This window comes from Asanoa siamensis, from assembly GCF_016862555.1.
Lineage (GTDB): Bacteria > Actinomycetota > Actinomycetes > Mycobacteriales > Micromonosporaceae > Asanoa > Asanoa siamensis.
Genome location: NZ_BONE01000018.1, coordinates 1 through 16957, shown reverse-complemented (window position 1 = coordinate 16957; position 16957 = coordinate 1). Strand labels below are relative to the sequence as shown.

Annotated in this window: 14 protein-coding genes and 1 pseudogene; 6 read left to right on the top strand and 9 right to left on the bottom strand. The window is 73.1% G+C overall.

Annotation, left to right across the window (positions count from 1 at the left end):
- Positions 1-578: 578 nt before the first annotated feature.
- Both Asi02nite_RS41565 and Asi02nite_RS13040 read right to left on the bottom strand, forming a co-directional pair.
- Positions 579-911: a hypothetical protein gene (locus Asi02nite_RS41565; RefSeq protein WP_239126683.1), complete on the bottom strand. Its 333-nt coding sequence runs from the start codon at positions 909-911 to the stop codon at positions 579-581.
- A 134-nt stretch (positions 912-1045) separates the two neighbouring features.
- Complete coding sequence (locus Asi02nite_RS13040; protein WP_203712862.1) at positions 1046-2149, bottom strand: D-alanine--D-alanine ligase family protein; 1104 nt, start codon at positions 2147-2149, stop codon at positions 1046-1048.
- A gap of 104 nt (positions 2150-2253) precedes the next feature.
- Here Asi02nite_RS13040 and Asi02nite_RS13035 point away from each other — a divergent pair, with 104 nt between their 5' ends.
- Complete coding sequence (locus Asi02nite_RS13035) at positions 2254-2547, top strand: hypothetical protein (protein ID WP_203712861.1); 294 nt, start codon at positions 2254-2256, stop codon at positions 2545-2547.
- On the opposite strand, the gene Asi02nite_RS13030 is transcribed toward Asi02nite_RS13035, so the two are convergent.
- The 3 genes from Asi02nite_RS13030 to Asi02nite_RS13020 are packed head-to-tail and all read right to left on the bottom strand — an operon-like array spanning position 2519 to position 5383.
- Positions 2519-3631 (bottom strand): cystathionine gamma-lyase, encoded by a 1113-nt coding sequence (locus tag Asi02nite_RS13030; protein WP_203712860.1) that lies wholly within the window; start codon positions 3629-3631, stop codon positions 2519-2521. The genes Asi02nite_RS13035 and Asi02nite_RS13030 overlap by 29 nt on opposite strands.
- 1 nt (position 3632) lies before the next feature.
- Positions 3633-4628: an NAD(P)H-dependent glycerol-3-phosphate dehydrogenase gene (locus Asi02nite_RS13025; RefSeq protein ID WP_203712858.1), complete on the bottom strand. Its 996-nt coding sequence runs from the start codon at positions 4626-4628 to the stop codon at positions 3633-3635.
- Positions 4625-5383, bottom strand: a complete 759-nt coding sequence (locus Asi02nite_RS13020) for a lysophospholipid acyltransferase family protein (protein WP_203712856.1) — start codon at positions 5381-5383, stop codon at positions 4625-4627. Before Asi02nite_RS13020 ends, Asi02nite_RS13025 begins: the two co-directional genes overlap by 4 nt.
- Positions 5384-5490: 107 nt before the next feature.
- Here Asi02nite_RS13020 and cofC point away from each other — a divergent pair.
- The 4 genes and pseudogenes from cofC to Asi02nite_RS13000 all read left to right on the top strand — a co-directional run.
- Positions 5491-6120, top strand: a pseudogene (gene cofC / locus Asi02nite_RS41560) (2-phospho-L-lactate guanylyltransferase); the annotation flags it as partial.
- Between the two features lie 338 nt (positions 6121-6458).
- The gene (locus Asi02nite_RS13010) at positions 6459-8687 is read left to right on the top strand and encodes an RNA degradosome polyphosphate kinase (protein WP_373312250.1); all 2229 of its coding nucleotides are present in this window, start codon (positions 6459-6461) and stop codon (positions 8685-8687) included.
- Positions 8688-8702: 15 nt separating this feature from the next.
- Positions 8703-10232 carry a CYTH and CHAD domain-containing protein gene (locus Asi02nite_RS13005; protein ID WP_203712853.1) on the top strand — a complete coding sequence of 510 codons (1530 nt, stop codon included), beginning with the start codon at positions 8703-8705 and terminating at the stop codon, positions 10230-10232.
- The gene (locus Asi02nite_RS13000; protein ID WP_203712852.1) at positions 10220-11104 is read left to right on the top strand and encodes an NUDIX hydrolase; all 885 of its coding nucleotides are present in this window, start codon (positions 10220-10222) and stop codon (positions 11102-11104) included. The genes Asi02nite_RS13005 and Asi02nite_RS13000 overlap by 13 nt, the downstream gene beginning before the upstream one ends.
- A 54-nt stretch (positions 11105-11158) precedes the next feature.
- Here Asi02nite_RS13000 and Asi02nite_RS12995 read toward each other — a convergent pair whose 3' ends face one another.
- From Asi02nite_RS12995 to leuC, 4 genes are all read right to left on the bottom strand, one after another.
- Positions 11159-13033: an endonuclease/exonuclease/phosphatase family protein gene (locus Asi02nite_RS12995; protein WP_203712851.1), complete on the bottom strand. Its 1875-nt coding sequence runs from the start codon at positions 13031-13033 to the stop codon at positions 11159-11161.
- Positions 13034-13140: 107 nt separating this feature from the next.
- Positions 13141-13734 (bottom strand): HU family DNA-binding protein, encoded by a 594-nt coding sequence (locus Asi02nite_RS12990; protein WP_203712850.1) that lies wholly within the window; start codon positions 13732-13734, stop codon positions 13141-13143.
- Positions 13735-13918: 184 nt separating this feature from the next.
- Complete coding sequence (gene leuD / locus Asi02nite_RS12985; RefSeq protein ID WP_203712849.1) at positions 13919-14506, bottom strand: 3-isopropylmalate dehydratase small subunit; 588 nt, start codon at positions 14504-14506, stop codon at positions 13919-13921.
- 29 nt (positions 14507-14535) lie between these two features.
- Positions 14536-15990, bottom strand: coding sequence for a 3-isopropylmalate dehydratase large subunit (leuC, locus tag Asi02nite_RS12980; RefSeq protein ID WP_203712848.1), 1455 nt, complete (start codon positions 15988-15990; stop codon positions 14536-14538).
- A gap of 49 nt (positions 15991-16039) precedes the next feature.
- On the opposite strand from leuC, the gene Asi02nite_RS12975 reads away from it, so the two are divergent.
- Entirely contained in the window at positions 16040-16726 is a 687-nt protein-coding gene (locus Asi02nite_RS12975) for an IclR family transcriptional regulator (RefSeq protein ID WP_203712846.1), read from the top strand.
- Positions 16727-16957 lie beyond the last annotated feature (231 nt).

Below are 16957 nucleotides of genomic sequence, written 5' to 3'. Positions count from 1 at the left end.
CCGCGATGGGCCCCCGCGACGAGGAGGCGCCGACCCAAAGAGCATGCCCAAAGGCGTCCAACACCGCCGCCAAGGCGAACGCCACGGGGCCACGCCACCGCGGCGCCCAAGTACGCCGGAACTCAGGGTCGCGTCGCTGAAGCGGACTCTCTGTCGCCGCACGCAACATTCGAGTCCGCAGCAGGCCAGCAGCAGGGCGCCGCGAATGCAGGCGCCGACTAGGAGTCAATCCCGGCTCCGCGGCAACCGAGGAAACCAGCCCGCCCCCGACACCCGGATATCGCGATCGGCAGTGGGGCCGCGGAGGAAGCAGGCGCCGGCTGAGAGCCGGACCAGCCGCACCACCCCGGCAACCTAGGAATCGGTCCGCCGTAAGGCGACACCAGATTCACCGCGAGCCGCGAGCCGCGAGTGGACCGAAGCGCCGACCAAGGGCCAAGCGCGCCCAAGTCTTCCCCGCAGCCAACGAACCAAGCCGCCGCGGAGCGGCATCCCCGCCGCGCGACCCCGCGATGAAGCCACTGCGGGGCTGCGGCCTTCGGCGCATTTGCGGGGCGGGCGGGGCCGGTCGAGAGACCCTAGACTGCCGCAGCATGGATGACTGTCTCATCTGTGCCAAGCATCGTGGTGAAGGGCCCCTGGTCGGTCCGGAGATCTGGCGTGACGATCTCGTCGCCGTTTCGCATGGGTCGCAGGGGGAGGGCGGCGTCGTCCTCGGATACTTGTTCGTCGAGACCTTGCGGCACGTGCCGTACCTCGATGATCTTACCGATGTCGAGGCCGCCGCCGTCGGGTCGGCTGTGCGGCGTGCCGCCATCGCCGTTCGGGCCGAGCTTGACCCCGAGCACGTGTTCTCCGCCGTCATCGGGCGCGGCATCCCGCATTTCCACCAGCACGTCTTCCCCCGCCACCGGGGCATGCCGGACGAGACTCCGTGGCACGACAGTGCCTACTGGCCCGGTGCGCCGCGCGGCGGCGAGGCCGAAGTGGCCGCGCTCGCCGCCCGTCTCCGCCGCTACTTCACGGCGGTCTGACCAACAGGGACCTAGTGCAGGCCCGTGCCGCGGCGCAGGGCCGTGCGGATCAGGCGGTCGACCAGCTTCGGGTATTCGAGCCCGCTGGCCGCCCACATCCGCGGGAACATCGACGTCGCCGTGAAGCCCGGCATTGTGTTGATCTCGTTGAGCAGCACCTGGTTGTCGTCGGTGACGAAGAAGTCGACGCGGGCCAGGCCCGCGCAGTCGATCGCGTTGAACGTGCGCACCGCATAGTCCTGCACCGTCCGCGCCACACCCTCCGGCAGCCGCGCGGGAATGTCGTACTCGCAGTCCTCGCCCAGATACTTGGCCTCGAAGTCGTAGAACTCGTGGCCCTCGCCCGTCACCCGGATCTCGGCCAGCAGCGAAGCCTCCGCGCTGCCCCCGGCCTCGGCCTCGAGCACCCCGCACTCGACCTCGCGGCCCACGATCGCCGCCTCGACGAGCACCTTCGGGTCGATCTGCCGGGCGGTCGCGACGGCGGCGTCGAGGTCGGCCCAGTCGGTGATCCGGGTGATCCCGTACGACGAACCGGCCCGCGACGGCTTCACGAACACCGGCAGCCCCAGGCGCTCCTTCTCGGCCTCGCTCAACGACTGGCCGTTGCGCAGGACCGCGTAGGGCCCGACCGGGATGCCCTCCGCCGCCGCGAGCTTCTTGGTGAACTCCTTGTCCATCGCGGCGGCGCTGGCGAACACGTTGGCGCCCACATAAGGAATGTCGGCCATCTCCAGCAGCCCCTGAATGGTGCCGTCCTCGCCGTAGGCGCCGTGCAGCGCCGGGAAGACCACGTCGACGCCGCCCAGCGCGCCGAGGCCCGCCGACGGCTCGACCACCATCAGCCCGCGTGACGTCGGGTCGCCGGGCAGCACCACCGCGGTGCCGGCGCTCGCGGTGATCTCCGGAAGCCGCGCACCCTCGATCGCCAGCGCGCCAGGGTCACCGTCGGTGAGCACCCACTGACCTTCGCGGGTGATGCCCACCGGGATCACCTCGTACTGGTCGGGGTCCAGCACCCGCAGGATGCTCCCGGCACTGACCGCCGAAATGGCGTGCTCGGTGCTGCGGCCGCCGAACACGACCGCGACGCGGATCTTCCTAGGCTTCGTCACAGGTCAGGACCCTACTCTGCCGTGGCGCGTGAGGCAGGCTGGTCCACCGATCACGCAGCGTACGCGCCGTTTTCCGCGTGCCCCGGCGGGGAATCTCCCCGCGCATGGCGAAATGGGAGTACGCCTTGCTCGTCCGCCGGCGCATGGCGCGGGTCGACGCGGCCGGCTGGGAGGTCACGTTCCACTGGTACGGGCCGGACGGCTCGATGCTCGACGTCACGCCGTTCGGCGAGACCGCGCTGGCCCACCTCAACCGGGCCGGCGGCCAGGGTTGGGAGCTCGTCTCGGTGAGCGAGAACCCGAGCCTGGAGGGCACCAGCGAGCTGCACCGCTACCACCTCAAACGGACGACGCCGGCCCCGGCGACGATCAGGCGGCGGCGTCCAACGCCGCGGTGATGTCGGCGACCAGGTCGGCCGCGTCCTCGATGCCGCAGGACAGCCGCACGAAGCCCGGCGCGGTGTCGTCGCCCCACTGCTCCCGCCGGTCGGCACTGGTGTGCACGCCGCCGAACGACGTCGCCGCCGCGACCAGCCGGGAGGCGGCCAGGAACCGGGCCACTCGCGAAGCCGATCCGAGGTCGAAACCGACGACGCCCGGGATCCGGCGCATCTGCCTGGACGCCACCTCGAAGGCCGGGTCGCCGGGCCGGCCGGGCCAGCGCAGCCCGGTCACGTCGGGCCGCTCCGCGAGCGCCGCGACCACCGCGGCCGCGTTGGCCGACTGCCTGGCCAGCCGCAGGTCGAGGGTGAACAGCGAGCGGTGGGCGAGCCAGGCGTCGAACGCGCCCGGAATCGAGCCCGTCGTGGCCCGCCACGAGGTCAGCGACGCCAGCAGCTCCGGCGAACGCGTCGCCACGTACCCGAGAAGCAGGTCGGAGTGGCCCGTGAGGGCTTTCGTGCCGGACGCCAGCGCGATGTCGGCGCCGAGGTCGAGCGGCCGCTGCCCCAACGGCGTGGCGGCGGTGTTGTCGACGGCGAGCAACGCCCCGGCCGCCCGCGCCCGGGCGGCGAGCGCGGCCACGTCGCAGACGTCGAGACCTGGGTTGGCCGGCGTCTCCAGCAGCACCAGCCGCACACCGGTGTAGTCGGGCGCCGGCCCGGCCGTCGGCGCGAAGACCGCCGTGACGCCCAGCTCCGCCAGGGTCGAGGTCGCGAAGCCGCGCACCGGGTAGTAGCCGTCGGCCGGCAGCACCACGGTGTCGCCGGGGCGCAGGGTCGACAGCAGCACCGCGGTCACCGCCGCCTGCCCGCTGGCGAAGGCGAGCGTGGAACCACCCTCCAGCGATCCGATCGCGGCCTCCAGCAGCCGCCGGGTCTGGTTGTCCGGCCGCCCGTAGCCGTTGGGCGACGCGGCCGGGCCGACCGCCGGGTCGAGGTGGTAGGGGGCCGCGAACACCGGCCCCGGCAGGAAGGGCTCCCCCGGGACCGCCGGCGGCAGTCCCGCGTGCGCGGACCGCGTGCCGTCGCCGTACTCGGTCAATTCACTCGGCTTTCGTGGTGCGGGTCATCAGGATCGTCAGCGCCTCGCGCGGGTCGGCGCCCTCGTGGCAGACCCGCTCCACCTGCTCGGTGATCGGCATCTCCACGTCGTTCTTGCGGGCGAGGTCGCGGATCGCAAGGCAGCTCTTGACGCCCTCGGCGGTCTGCCCGACGGCGGCCTGCGCCTGCTCGAGCGTCTCGCCGCGGCCGAGCCGCTCGCCGAACGTCCGGTTGCGGGAGAACCGCGAGTGGCAGGTGCCGACCAGGTCGCCGAGGCCGGACAGGCCCGCGAAGGTCAGCGGGTCGGCGCCGAGCGCGACGCCCAGCCGGGCCGTCTCGGCCAGGCCGCGGGTGATCAGCGTGGCCTTGATGTTGTCACCGAGCCCCATCGCCTCGGCGATGCCGTAGGCGAGCGCGATCACGTTCTTGACGGCCCCGCCCAGCTCGGCCCCGACCACGTCGTCGTTGGTGTACGGCCGCATGTACGGCGTCGTGATGGCGTCCTGCACCAGCGTCGCCCGGCGCAGGTCGCTGCCCGCGGCCACGGTCGCGGCCGGCTGCCCGAGGGCGATCTCCGGGGCCAGGTTGGGGCCGGAGACGACCACGACGCGGTCGGCCGGCACGTTGGCCGCCTCGATCACCACCTCGCTCATCCGCTTGGTGGTGCCGAGCTCGATGCCCTTCATCAGCGACACCAGCGTGGCGTCGGAGTCGAGCGACTCGCGCCAGTCGGCGAGGTTGCCGCGCAGCGTCTGCGACGGCACCGCGAGCACGACGATCTCGGCTCCGGCGATCGCCGCGTCGGCGTCCGCGGTCGCGGTCACCCGCTCCGGCAGGCGTACGTCCGGGAAGTAGTCGGGGTTGCACCGCGTCTCCCGGATGGCCCGCGCGACCGACTCGCGCCGCGACCAGATGGTCACCTCGCGGCCGGCGTCGCCGAGCACCTTGGCGAACGCCGTGCCCCACGACCCGGCACCGAGCACCGCCACATGACTCATGCCTGGTCCCCGTTCGGCACGACCGGCTCACCCGCGGCCGGGGTCTCCTTGCGCTGCCGCGGCGGTGCCCAGAGCGGCGGCGGGTCGGTCACGCCGCGCATCTCGGCCAGCATGTCGCGCAGGTGCAGCATGATCGCCTCGGTCATCGAGTCCAGCGTGTGCCGTGTCGGCGCCGCGCCCGCCCACCGCGTGAGGTCGATCGCCGGGCCCGCGTGCACCCGCACCGGGATCCGCGCCTTGACACCGACCTTTCCGGTACGGGGGTCGAACATCGCCTGCGGGCCGTCCATCACGACCGGGATGACCGGCGCGCCGGTGATCAGGGCCAACCGGGCGGCGCCGGTCTTGCCCCGCATCGGCCACAGCGCGGGCTCCTTGGTCGTGGTGCCCTCGGGGTAGATGATCACGCTGCTGCCATCCTTGACGGCCGTGACCAGCGTGTCCAACGAGCGCGCCGCGTCCACCGAGCCGCGCTCGACGGGGATCTGCTGGCAGCGGCTGATGATGTAGCCGACGACCGGCACCCGGAAGACGCTGGCCTTGGCCAGGAAGCTCGGCCAGCGGCCGGCGTCGTAGAGGTAGTGCCCGATGACCACCGGGTCGGCGTGCGACAGGTGGTTGGCCACGATGATCGCGCCACCGGTCGCCGGGATGTGCTCCATGCCGGTCCACGTGCGCCTGGTCCACCCGGTCAGCACCGGCTTGACCAGCATGACCACCAGCCGTCGCCAGAACCCCAGCCTCCGCCGTGCCACCCTGCCTCCTCGTCGCCGCGCAGCGCGCCCGCCCGCGCGGCCCGCAGCGAAATCATGCCTGCTCGGGGGCGCGGAGGGCCAGCCAGTGCGGCTGGCACCATAGGCGCGTGCGTGGGGAATGGGCGGTCGTGCTGGCGGTCAAGCCGCCCGCCACGGGCAAGACCCGGCTGCGGGGCGCGCTGCCCGGCGTGCCGCACGAGCGACTCGCCCTGGCGCTCGCGCTCGACACCGCGACCGCCGCCCTGGCCGCGACCGAGGTGGCCGAGGTGATCGCGGTCACCGGCGACCCGGGCGCGGCGGCGGCGCTGGTCGGGCTGGGCGTCCGCGTCGTGCCCGAACCGGCCGGCGGCGGGCTCAACCGGGCGTTCGCGGTCGGTGCGGCGGCCGCGCCGGGCCGACCGGTGGCGGCCCTGCAGGCCGACCTGCCGGCACTCGCGCCCGGCGAGCTCACGGCGGCGCTGCGGGAGGCCGGGGCGGGCGCGGTCCGCCGGTACGCCGCTGACGCCCCGGGCACCGGCACCGTGCTGTTGACCACCCCGCCGGGCGTACACCTGGATCCGTGTTTCGGGCCCGGCTCGGCGGCGGCGCACGCGGCCTCCGGCGCCGTACCCCTGGACGGGTGGTGGCCCACCCTGCGCCGGGACGTGGACACGGCGGCCGATCTCGCCGCGGCGGCCGGGCTCGGTCTGGGCCCGCACACCGCCCGCCTGGTGGGCTACGGTGCTGGCATGCAGGGGACCGTGGCGACCTACGACCCGGCGAGCCGGTCGGGCACGGTGCTGCTCGACGACGGCAGCTCGCTCGCCTATCCCGCGACCGCCTTCGACGCCTCCGGCCTGCGGCTCCTCCGCCTGGGCCAGCGGGTCCGCATCGAGCAGGACGAATCCGGAACGGTGACCCGCCTCACCATTCCCACGCTGCCCTGACGAGTCGACCCAAGTGCATTTCACGTTCAGGTCGATCAGGTAATGATGATGGGGTGACCGAGACACCACCCGGCCGACGCACGCCGCGCCCACGAGGCACCGACGGACGGTACCTCCCGATCATGGCGCCCGCTGAACAGGTCGAGCTGGTGCCGGTCGCGGGCCCGACCGAGACGCGCACCTCGCAGGCGCCGCACGGGCGCGGCGCGCCGCGCCCCGGGCACGGCCCCGCGCCGGAGAACCCGGCCCCGCCGACCGCCAACGACAACGCCGACTCGCCGCCCCCGGACGACGTGCCGCCGCTGGGCTCCGACCCGTTGCCGGAGGACCGGTTCCTCAACCGCGAGCTGTCGTGGCTCGACTTCAACGCCCGGGTGCTCTCGCTCGCGGAGGATCCCGGCACGCCGCTGCTGGAGCGGGCCAAGTTCCTCGCGATCTTCGCCAGCAACCTCGACGAGTTCTACATGGTGCGGGTCGCGGGTCTCAAGCGCCGACTCCAGGCCGGCCTGCCCGTCCGCGGCGGCGACCAGATGCCGCTGCGCACCCAGCTCGAGCTGGTCGCCGAGAAGACCGCCGATCTGGTGGCCCGGCAGGCCGCCTGCTTCGTCGACGAGGTGCTGCCCAAGCTGAGCGCCGAGGGCATCGAGCTGCTGAGCTGGGCGGATCTGGCCGACGACGAGCGCGAGCAGCTGCGCAGCTACTTCCGCGACCACGTGTTCCCGGTGCTGACGCCGCTGGCGGTCGACCCGGCGCACCCGTTCCCCTACATCTCCAACCGGTCGCTGAGCCTCGCCGTCTCCGTGCGGGACCCGGACGGCGGCCAGGTCCTGTTCGCCCGGGTCAAGGTGCCCAACAACGTGCCCCGGTTCGTCCGGATCGGCCGTACCAACCGGTTCCTGCCCGTCGAGGAGCTCATCTCCAACCACCTCGGCCAGCTCTTCTCCGGCATGCAGGTGGTCGAGTGCCACCTGTTCCGGGTGACCCGCAACGCCGACGTCGAGGTCGACGAGGACCGCGACGAGGATTTGCTGCAGGCGCTCGAGCGCGAGCTGGCCCGGCGCCGGTTCGGCCCGCCGGTGCGGCTGGAGGTCGCGGCCTCGATCTCCGACCACGTCCTCGAGCTGCTGATCCGCGAGCTCGACATGGAGGCCAGCGACGTCCTGCGGGTCCGCGGCCTGCTCGACCTGTCGTCCCTCTGGCAGGTGTACGGCGACGTCGACCGGCCCGACCTCAAGGACAAGCCGTTCGTGCCGGCCACCCACCCGCGGCTCGTCGAGGGCGAGGTGCCGCGCAGCGTGTTCTCGGTGCTGCGCGACGGCGACGTGCTGGTGCACCACCCGTACCACTCGTTCTCGACCAGCGTGCAGCGCTTCATCGAGCAGGCGGCGGCCGACCCCAACGTGCTCGCCATAAAGCAGACGCTCTACCGCACCAGCGGCGACTCGCCGATCGTCGACGCGCTGATCGACGCCGCCACCGCCGGCAAGCAGGTGGTGGTGCTGGTCGAGGTCAAGGCGCGGTTCGACGAGGTGGCCAACATCGGCTGGGCGCGGATGCTGGAGCGTGCCGGCTGCCACGTGGTCTACGGGCTGGTCGGCCTCAAGACCCACTGCAAGACGGCACTCGTGGTGCGGCAGGAGGGCAACCAGATCCGGCGCTACTGCCACATCGGCACGGGCAACTACCACCCCAAGACCGCGCGGCTGTACGAGGACTTCGGCATGCTGACGGCCGATCCCGAGGTGGGCCGCGACCTGACCGACCTGTTCAACGTGTTGACCGGCTACAGCCGGCAGACCGCGTACCGCCGGTTGCTGGTGGCGCCGCACGGCATCCGCAGCGGCCTGATCGAGCGGATCGACCGCGAGATCGAGAAGGTCCGCCGCGGCGGTGCCGGCCTGGTCCAGATGAAGGCCAACGGCCTGGTCGACGAGGAGATCGTGGACGCCCTCTACCGGGCGTCCCGGGCCGGCGTGCACGTCGACCTCATCATCCGGGGCATGTGCACGCTGAAGCCCGGCGTACGCGGCCTGTCCGACAACATCCGGGTGCACTCGATCCTGGGCCGGTTCCTCGAGCACTCCCGGGTGTTCCGGTTCGGCGTCGACCCCGACGACCCCGACACCGAGTTCTGGATCGGCTCGGCCGACATGATGCACCGCAACCTCGACCGCCGGGTGGAGGCGCTGGTGCTCGTCACCGACCACGTGGCCCGGGCCGAGCTCGACAGCGTGCTGCGGGCCTCGATGAGCGACGACACCGACGCCTTCGTCCTGCACGGCGACGGCAGCTGGACGCGGCGCACCTCTACTTTGGACAAGCCGCTCGAACACGTCCAGGACCGGTTGCTGCGCCGTATCGTCGGCACGGCCGGCTGATCTAGGCTGGGCCGCATGATCGAGGAGGAACGCAAGCTGGGGGCCGGCGAAGCGTTCCGGCTGCCGGACCTGACCGACCAGGTTCCGGCGGGCGGCACCGTGGCGGCGGCCCCGCCCGTGACACTGACCGCGACCTACTACGACACACCCGATCTGCGGCTGGCCCGGGCCGGCGTCTCGCTGCGGCACCGCAAGGGCGACGATCTGCCGTGGACGGTCAAGCTGCCGGCCGCGGTGCCGGGGCTGCGGCACGAGATCTCCCGGCGCGGGAAGGCCGGCAGCGCACCCGACGACCTGGTCGCGCTCGTCACCGCCTGGTCGCGCGGCCAGGCGCTGGCACCGGCCGCGAAGATCCGGACCATCCGGCACGCGTACGAGTTGTGCGACGTCGACGGCACCGTGCTGGCCGAGGTGGCCGACGACGACGTCACCGTGTTCGACGGCAAGGGCGTGCGGATGGCGTTCCGCGAGATCGAGGTCGAGCGCAAGGCGGGCGACCGCGCGCTGCTCGACGCCGTCACCGCCGCGCTGACCGAGGCGGGCGCGCAGGAGGGCGAGTTCACCCCGAAGCACGTCCGGGCGCTGGGCGCGGCCGCCGCGCTGCCGCCCGACCTGACGGCACCGGGCGACCTGACCGAGCAGCCGTCCGCGGCCGACGTGGTGAGCGCCGCGGTCCGTTCCGGGATCGGCCGCATCCTCGCCCACGACCCGCTGGTCCGGCTCGGGCAGCCGCTCGACGACGGCGACACCGCGGTGCACCAGATGCGGGTCGGTTGCCGGCGGCTGCGCAGCGACCTGCGTACGTTCGCCGCCCTGCTCGACCGCGACTGGGCCGACCGGCTGCGCGACGAGCTGCGCTGGATCGCCGGTGTGCTGGGCGAGGCGCGGGACGCCGAGGTGCTCCGCGAGCGGCTGAAGCACACGGCCAACGCCGACCCGCTCTGCCCCGTCGACCCGGCGGCCGTGGCCCGGCTCGACGACGCGCTCGACGCCCGGCAGCGGGCGGCGCTGGCCTCGGTCGACGAGGCGTTGCGCAGTCCGCGCTACCACGCGCTGCTCGACCTGCTGATCGACGCGGCCCGCGAGCCGCGGGTGGTCGCCGCCGCCGACCAACCGGCGCAGCGGCTGCTGCCCCGCATGGTGGCCCGGCCGTGGCGGCGGTTGGCCTACGGCGCCAAGGGTGTCGACGGCGCCGCCGACCTCGACCCGCTCGCGGCCGACGAGCGCTGGCACGCGGTGCGGATCAACGGCAAGCGGGCCCGGTACGCGGTGGACGCCGTCGCGCCCGTGATCGGCGGTGCGGCCGCGAGGATGGCCAAGGCCCTGGGCCGCGTGCAGAACCTGCTCGGCGAGCACCAGGACGCCGCGGTCGCGGCCGACACCTGGGTGTCGCTGGCCGCGCAGACACCCGACGACACCGACCTGGCGGTCGTCGCCGGCCGGCTCTTCGAGCGCGAACGCGCGGCGATCCGGGCCGTCCGGGCCGCGTTCCCGGAGGCCTGGGCCGTCGCCGCCGAACCGACAAGGACGCGATGGCTCCCCTGATCCGGGCCGCGGGCGGCGTGGTCTGGCGCGCCGCGGCCGACGGCGTGCGGATCTGCCTGGTGCACCGGCCCAGGTACGACGACTGGTCGCTGCCCAAGGGCAAGCTGGAGGCGGGCGAGCACCCGCTGGCGGCCGCGGTGCGGGAGGTGTCCGAGGAGACCGGTGTGCGGGCCGTGCCGCAGGTGCGGTTGTCCAGCGTCCGCTACACCGCGCGGGAGGGCATCCCGAAGACCGTCGACTACTGGTCGATGCGATACGTGGCGGACGACCCGACGGTGGTGGTCGATGCCGACGAGGTCAACGGGATCCGCTGGCTGCCCGTCGACGAGGCGCTCGCCCTGCTCAGCTACTCGCACGACATCCGGGTCGTCCGCGACTACGCCGCCCTGCCGGCGGTGACCGCGGTCTGCGGGCTGGTGCGGCACGCCCACGCCGGCAAGCGGAGCACCTGGTCGGGCCCGGACACCGCCCGGCCGCTGGACGACTCCGGCCGGGACCGCGCGGCCGAGCTGGTGGCGCTGCTCGCGCCGCTGCGCCCGGCGCGCCTGGTCTCGGCCACGCCGCTGCGCTGCGTACAGACCCTGCAGCCGCTGGCCGACCGGCTGGACCTGCCGATCGTCGCGGACTCGGCGCTCGACGAGCCGACCGCGGGGCAGGACCCCGACGAGAAATCGCTGTCCACCGCGGGCCGGCTGGCCGAGCTCGCCACCGACGGCCTCGACTTCGTCGCCTGCAGCCAGGGCAAGGTGATGCCGGGCGCGCTGCGGCGGCTGCTGGACGCCAACGGGACCGGCGACTACCGCACCCCGAAGGGCGGCGGGTGGCTGGTGGCGTTCTCCGCCGCGGGCGCGGTCGCGGCCGATCGACTCTGACCCCACCCCGCGTTCGCGCCTCCTCGTTGATCTGAGCGGGCTGGCGGCCGCGTCTCAGAACAGCGTGAGGGTCGCCGCGACCGGAAGGTGGTCGGACGCCTCGGTGCGCGGCGCCGCCACGTCGGTCACGCCGATCTCCGGCGACACCAGCAGATGGTCGATCTGCTCGCGCGGGGCGTCGGCGGGCGAGGACGGCAGCGGCCGGGCCGCGGCGAAGCCGTCGACCAGGCCGGCCTCGGTGAAGACCGTGAACGCCTCGTCGCCGGGCTGCGTGTTCAGGTCGCCGCCGACCACCACGGCCCGGCCGGCCGCGAAGCCGCGCGCGAACGCGGCCACCTCCCGCGCCTGGCTCACCGGCCCGCCGCCGGGCGGCGGCTGCAGGTGGGTGGAGACCACCGCGAGCTCCGCGCCGCCCACGTCGACCGTCACGCCGAGGGCCTGCGCGCCCGTCGGTGCGCCCACGGGGCCCAGCCGGCTCGTCGCGGTGTAGACGACCGGCAGCCGGGTGAGCACGGCGTCGCCCCAGACCGCGTCGGCCGCCGGCGCGAACCGGTAGGGCATGCCGAGCCGGTCGGCGAGCAGCGTGAGCGTGTCGTGCCCGCCGTTCAGCAACCAGGCCCGGTCGACCTCGCTGAGCAACACGATGTCGGGCCGCTGGGCGCTGATCGCCGCCGTCAGCCCGGCGAGGTCGAACCGGCCGTCGAGGCCGAAGCCCATGCGGATGTTGTAGGCCACGACCCGGACGGTGCCGGGAGTGCCCGGTGCGGCCGTCGTCGCCGGGCCGACCGGCATCAGCAGGCCGGCCAGCAGGGCGGCCACGGCCGCGACGGGCACCCCGATCCAGGACCGGTCGACCTCGATCCGCGGGTACGGCGGCCTTCCCGCGACGACCGCCACGAGGACCGCGACCGCGGGCGGCACCCACTCGTTGGGATACCCGATGTCGTATGCGGCGTAGTAGAGGACGGCGGCGACGGCGAACACGGTCATGCCGCCGACGGCCGCGAAGCCCCGCCGGGCACTGGGTTCGCCGGTGCCCGCGCGCAGACCCGTGGCGCAGAGCACGAGCCCGAGACCCAGCGCCGTGACCGGGATCGCCGCCGCGAGTCCGGCGCCCCAGGACAGCGCGAACAGGACCGTGCCCGCGACGAGGGTGACGAGGCCCGCGATCGCCGCGACGGCGCCGGGCCGCACCAGCAGGGCGCCCGCCGCGAACAGGCCGACCGACACCGCCGTCAGCGCGGCCGTCCACAGCGCCGAACCCGGGCCGGGACCGGCGATCCCGGCCTCCTCGCCGCGCGCGTAGGAGACCGCGGTGGCCGCGAGCGCGGGCGAGCCGGCAATCATCGTCCACAGCAGCAGCACCGGCCCCGCGAGGAACCAGACCGCCGGGGTCGATCCGGTTGTCTGGTCGGTCACCGCGGGCAGAACGGCGCCGAATGCCAGGCACAGCAGCGCAGTCACCGACCAAGCGAATGCGTTCCCCTGCCACGTCAGGTCGAACGTGCCGACGGCGGCGTGCACCCCCGTGCCCGCCGCGAGCCCGAGCACGAGGCCGGGCAACGGATCCGGGCCGGCGACCGCGGCCGCCGCGAGCCAGACGAGACCGGCGAGCAGGCCGGCGCTGGCGACGTAGAGCTGTGCCTGCCCGCCGTCGGTGGCGAGCAGCCCGAGCCGGCACCCGGCGAGCGCGATCCCGGCGACCACGGCGACGCCCCGGGAACCCAACGGACGCAGCAACGGCACGACCGCGAACGCGCCGACGAACCACAGCAGCGCGAAGCCACCCATCAGCTCGGCCGGTGTCGAGGCGGCCTGACCGAAGACGGTGATGATGGACGGAAGCCAGACGCGGAGCACGTCGGTGAGCAGCAGGACACCGAGCGCGATCCCGGCGGCGGTCAGAAAGGTGCGGCGCACGCGAGACATTCTCGCCAGTGCGCGAGATCACGTCGAGGGCCGACCGGGTCCACAGCGGACCCCGGACAGACAAAGGCGCCCACCGGCTCTGGTGGGCGCCTTGCCTGTCTCGTCGGTCAGCGGGCCTTCTTGGCCGGCGCCTTCCGGGCCGGGGCCTTCTTCGCCGCGGCGGTGGTGCGTGCCGTGGTGGTCTTCTTGGCGGCCGCGCTGCTGGTCTTCTTGGCGGTGGCCGCCTTGCGGGCGGTGGTGCTCTTCGCCGCGGTGGACTTGGCGGCCGTCTTGGCGGGAGCGGCCTTCTTCGTCGCGGTGGCGGTCTTCTTGGCGGCCGCCGCCTTCGTGGCGGTGGTGGCCTTGGCCGTGGTGGCCTTCGCCGTGGTGGCCTTGGCGGTGGTGGCCTTGGCGGTGGTCTTCTTGGCGGCGGCGACCTTCGGCACGCGGCCGCTGGCGACCATGTCCTTGAAGCCGGCGCCGGCGCGGAACGCCGGAACGGACGTCTTCTTGACCTTCACCGCTTCGCCGGTGCGCGGGTTGCGGGCTGTTCGGGCACCGCGCACGCGCTTTTCGAAGACACCGAAACCGGTGATGGCCACCCGGTCTCCCTTGGTGACCGCCTGCTGGACCTCAGCGAGGACCGCGTCGAGCGCCGCCGTCGCCGTCTTCCGGTCCCCCAGGCGAGCGGCGAGCGCCTCGATGAGCTCGGCTTTGTTCACAACTTCCCTCCGATGTTTGCATGGCCTCAACGCGAGCCATTCTGCGCGCACCGTATGCCCATTGTCATCGGTACACAAACATCTCGCCGAAAAAAGACGTTGTGTCGTAACGGATTCGCCCCCTCCGGAGGAACCCGGAGGGGGCGAATTCGGCGCTGGGATCGGCCGTAGGGCCGAGAAAGGGCTATCCGATAGCCGGCAGAAAGGCCGGTCGGTGCTGCTCATACTCCGTGATTTCCGCCTCATGGCGCAAGGTGAGACCGATGTCGTCCAGCCCTTCGAGCAACCGCCAACGGCTGAAATCGTCGAGCGGGAAGGCCCAGACCCGGTCACCCGCACGGATTTCCCGGCGCTCCAGGTCGACCGTCACCTCGATAGTGGGATCCGCTTCGACCATCGCCCACAGCTCTTCCACAGCGGGCAGCTCGAGCTCGACGGGCAGCAGTCCCTCCTTGAGGGCGTTGCCACGGAAGATGTCGCCGAACCGCGGCGAGACGACGGCCCGGAAACCGTGGTCCCGCAAGGCCCACACGGCGTGCTCGCGCGATGACCCCGTGCCGAACTCGGGACCGGCGACGAGCACCGTGCCCCCGGCGTAGGCCGGGTCGTTGAGGACGAACGACGGGTCCTCGCGCCAGGCGCTGAACAGACCGTCGGCGAAGCCCGTCCGGGTCACCCGCTTGAGGTACACCGCGGGGATGATCTGGTCGGTATCCACGTTGGACCGCCGCAGCGGGACCGCGGTGCCGGTGTGCACGGTGAACTTGTCCATGGTTTCTTCTCTCCCTGGTGTCGCCGACGTCACAGGTCCGCCGGCGACGCCAGCCGGCCGCGCACGGCGGTGGCGGCGGCGACGGGTGGCGAGACGAGGTGGGTGCGGCCGCCACGACCCTGGCGACCCTCGAAGTTGCGGTTGGAGGTGGACGCGCAGCGCTGGCCGGGCGACAGGGTGTCGGGGTTCATGCCGAGACACATGGAGCAGCCGGCGAACCGCCACTCGGCGCCCGCGTCGGCGAAGACCTTGTCGAGACCCTCCATCTCGGCCGCCTCGCGCACCGCCGCGGAACCGGGCACCACGAGCATGCGTACGCCCTGCGCGACGCGGTGGCCGCGGATCACGTCGGCCGCGGCGCGCAGGTCCTCCAGTCGCCCGTTGGTGCAGGAGCCGACGAACACGACGTCGACGGCGAGGTCGCGCATCGGGGTGCCGGGCGTCAGCGCCATGTATTCCAGGGCCCGGGTGGCGGCCACCCGCTCGGCCTCGGTGCCGAAGTCGGCCGGCGCCGGCACGCTGCCGTCGAGCGCCACACCCTGGCCCGGGTTGGTGCCCCAGGTGACGAACGGGCTGATGCCGGCGGCGTCGAGGGTCACCTCGGTGTCGAACACCGCGCCGTCGTCGGTGGGCAGGCCGCGCCAGTAGTCCAGTGCGGCGTCCCAAGCGTCGCCCTGCGGCGCGTACGGCCGGCCCTTCAGGTAGGCGTAGGTGGTCTCGTCCGGCGCGATCATGCCGGCCTTGGCGCCCCACTCGATGGACATGTTGGCGATCGTCATCCGGCCCTCCATCGAGAGGTTCCGGATCGCCTCGCCCCGGTATTCCACGATGTGGCCGCGACCGCCGCCGGTGCCCACCTGCGCGATCAGCGCCAGCACAAGGTCTTTGGCGGTGACGCCGGGCGCCAGGTCGCCGACCACGTTGACCGCCATGGTCTTCGGGCGGGACTGGGGCAGGGTCTGCGTGGCCAGCACGTGCTCGACCTCGCTCGTGCCGATGCCGAAGGCCAGGGCGCCGAACGCGCCGTGGGTGGCGGTGTGTGAGTCGCCGCACACGATCGTCATGCCGGGCTGGGTCACGCCCAACTGCGGCCCGATCACGTGCACGATGCCCTGGTTGTCGTCGCCCAGCGGGTGCAGCCGGATGCCGAACTCGGCGCAGTTGCGGCGCAGCGTCTCGATCTGGGTGCGCGACGTCGGGTCGGCGATCGTCAGCGGATCGCCGCGCCGGAGGTTGAACGCCGGGTTCGTGTAACCCGTGGGCGTGTTGTGGTCTTCCGTCGCGAGCGTGAGATCGGTGCGCCGCACGGTGCGGCCGGCGGTGCGCAGACCGTCGAACGCCTGCGGGCTGGTCACCTCGTGCAGCAGGTGCAGGTCGATGAAGAGCAGATCGGGCTCGCCCTCGGCGGATCGCACCACATGCGCGTCCCAGACCTTCTCGGCCAGGGTCCTCGGCGACGTTGGCTTAGGCGTGACTCCCACCATCTGGACATCCTAAATTCTGGGAGGTATGTTTCGGCTTGTGGGACACAGTATGAGCGGTGTCGGCGTCCTCGACAAGGCGGTGGTCATTCTCGCGGCCTGTGTCGACGGCGCCAGCCTGGCCGAACTCGTGGAGCGGACCCGGTTGCCCCGGGCCACCGCGCACCGTCTGGCGCAGGCGTTGGAGATCCATCGCATGCTCGTGCGGGACTCGCAGGGACGCTGGCGCCCCGGCCCGCGCCTGGGCGAGCTGGCCAACGCGGCGCCCGATGTCTTGCTCACCGCCGCCGACCCGCTGCTGTCCGCATTGCGGGACGCGACCGGCGAAAGCGCGCAGTTGTATCTGCGCCGCGCCGACGAACGAATCTGCGTAGCCGCCGCGGAACGCGCCAGCGGCCTACGCGACACGGTGCCGGTCGGCTCGGTGCTCCCGATGACGGCCGGCTCGGCCGCCCAGATCCTGCTCGCCTGGGAGCCACCGGAGGCGGTCATGCCCCTGCTGCCCAGGTGCAAGTTTACCGGCCGCACGCTGGCCGAGGTCCGGCGTCGCGGGTGGGCGCAGAGCGTCGCGGAGCGCGAGCCAGGTGTGGCCAGCGTCTCGGCCCCGATCCGCGACCGCACGGGGCGCGTGATCGCCTCGATCAGCGTCTCAGGCCCGATCGAACGCCTGGGCCGCCGCCCAGGCGACCGCCACGCCATGGCAGTAGTCCGCGCGGGCCAACGCCTCTCGGGCCTGTAAGACCCGTTTGAGGGTTTGGCTTCTGGGGTTTGGCTCTCTCCGCTGCGCCTCTGCCCCTGTAGTCCGTGTGGCCCGGGGCTGGCCGGCTCTCGTGGGCCCGCAACCGCCCCTCTGACACTCCTGGCCCTTGGACCTTCAAGCGTTTGGGCCTTCGGACCGCGGGTTCGGGGGCCCGTGGCCTGCCCAGCCTCCGACCGCGCGGGGCCATCTAGGTCTGCGGGCCGCGCCCCT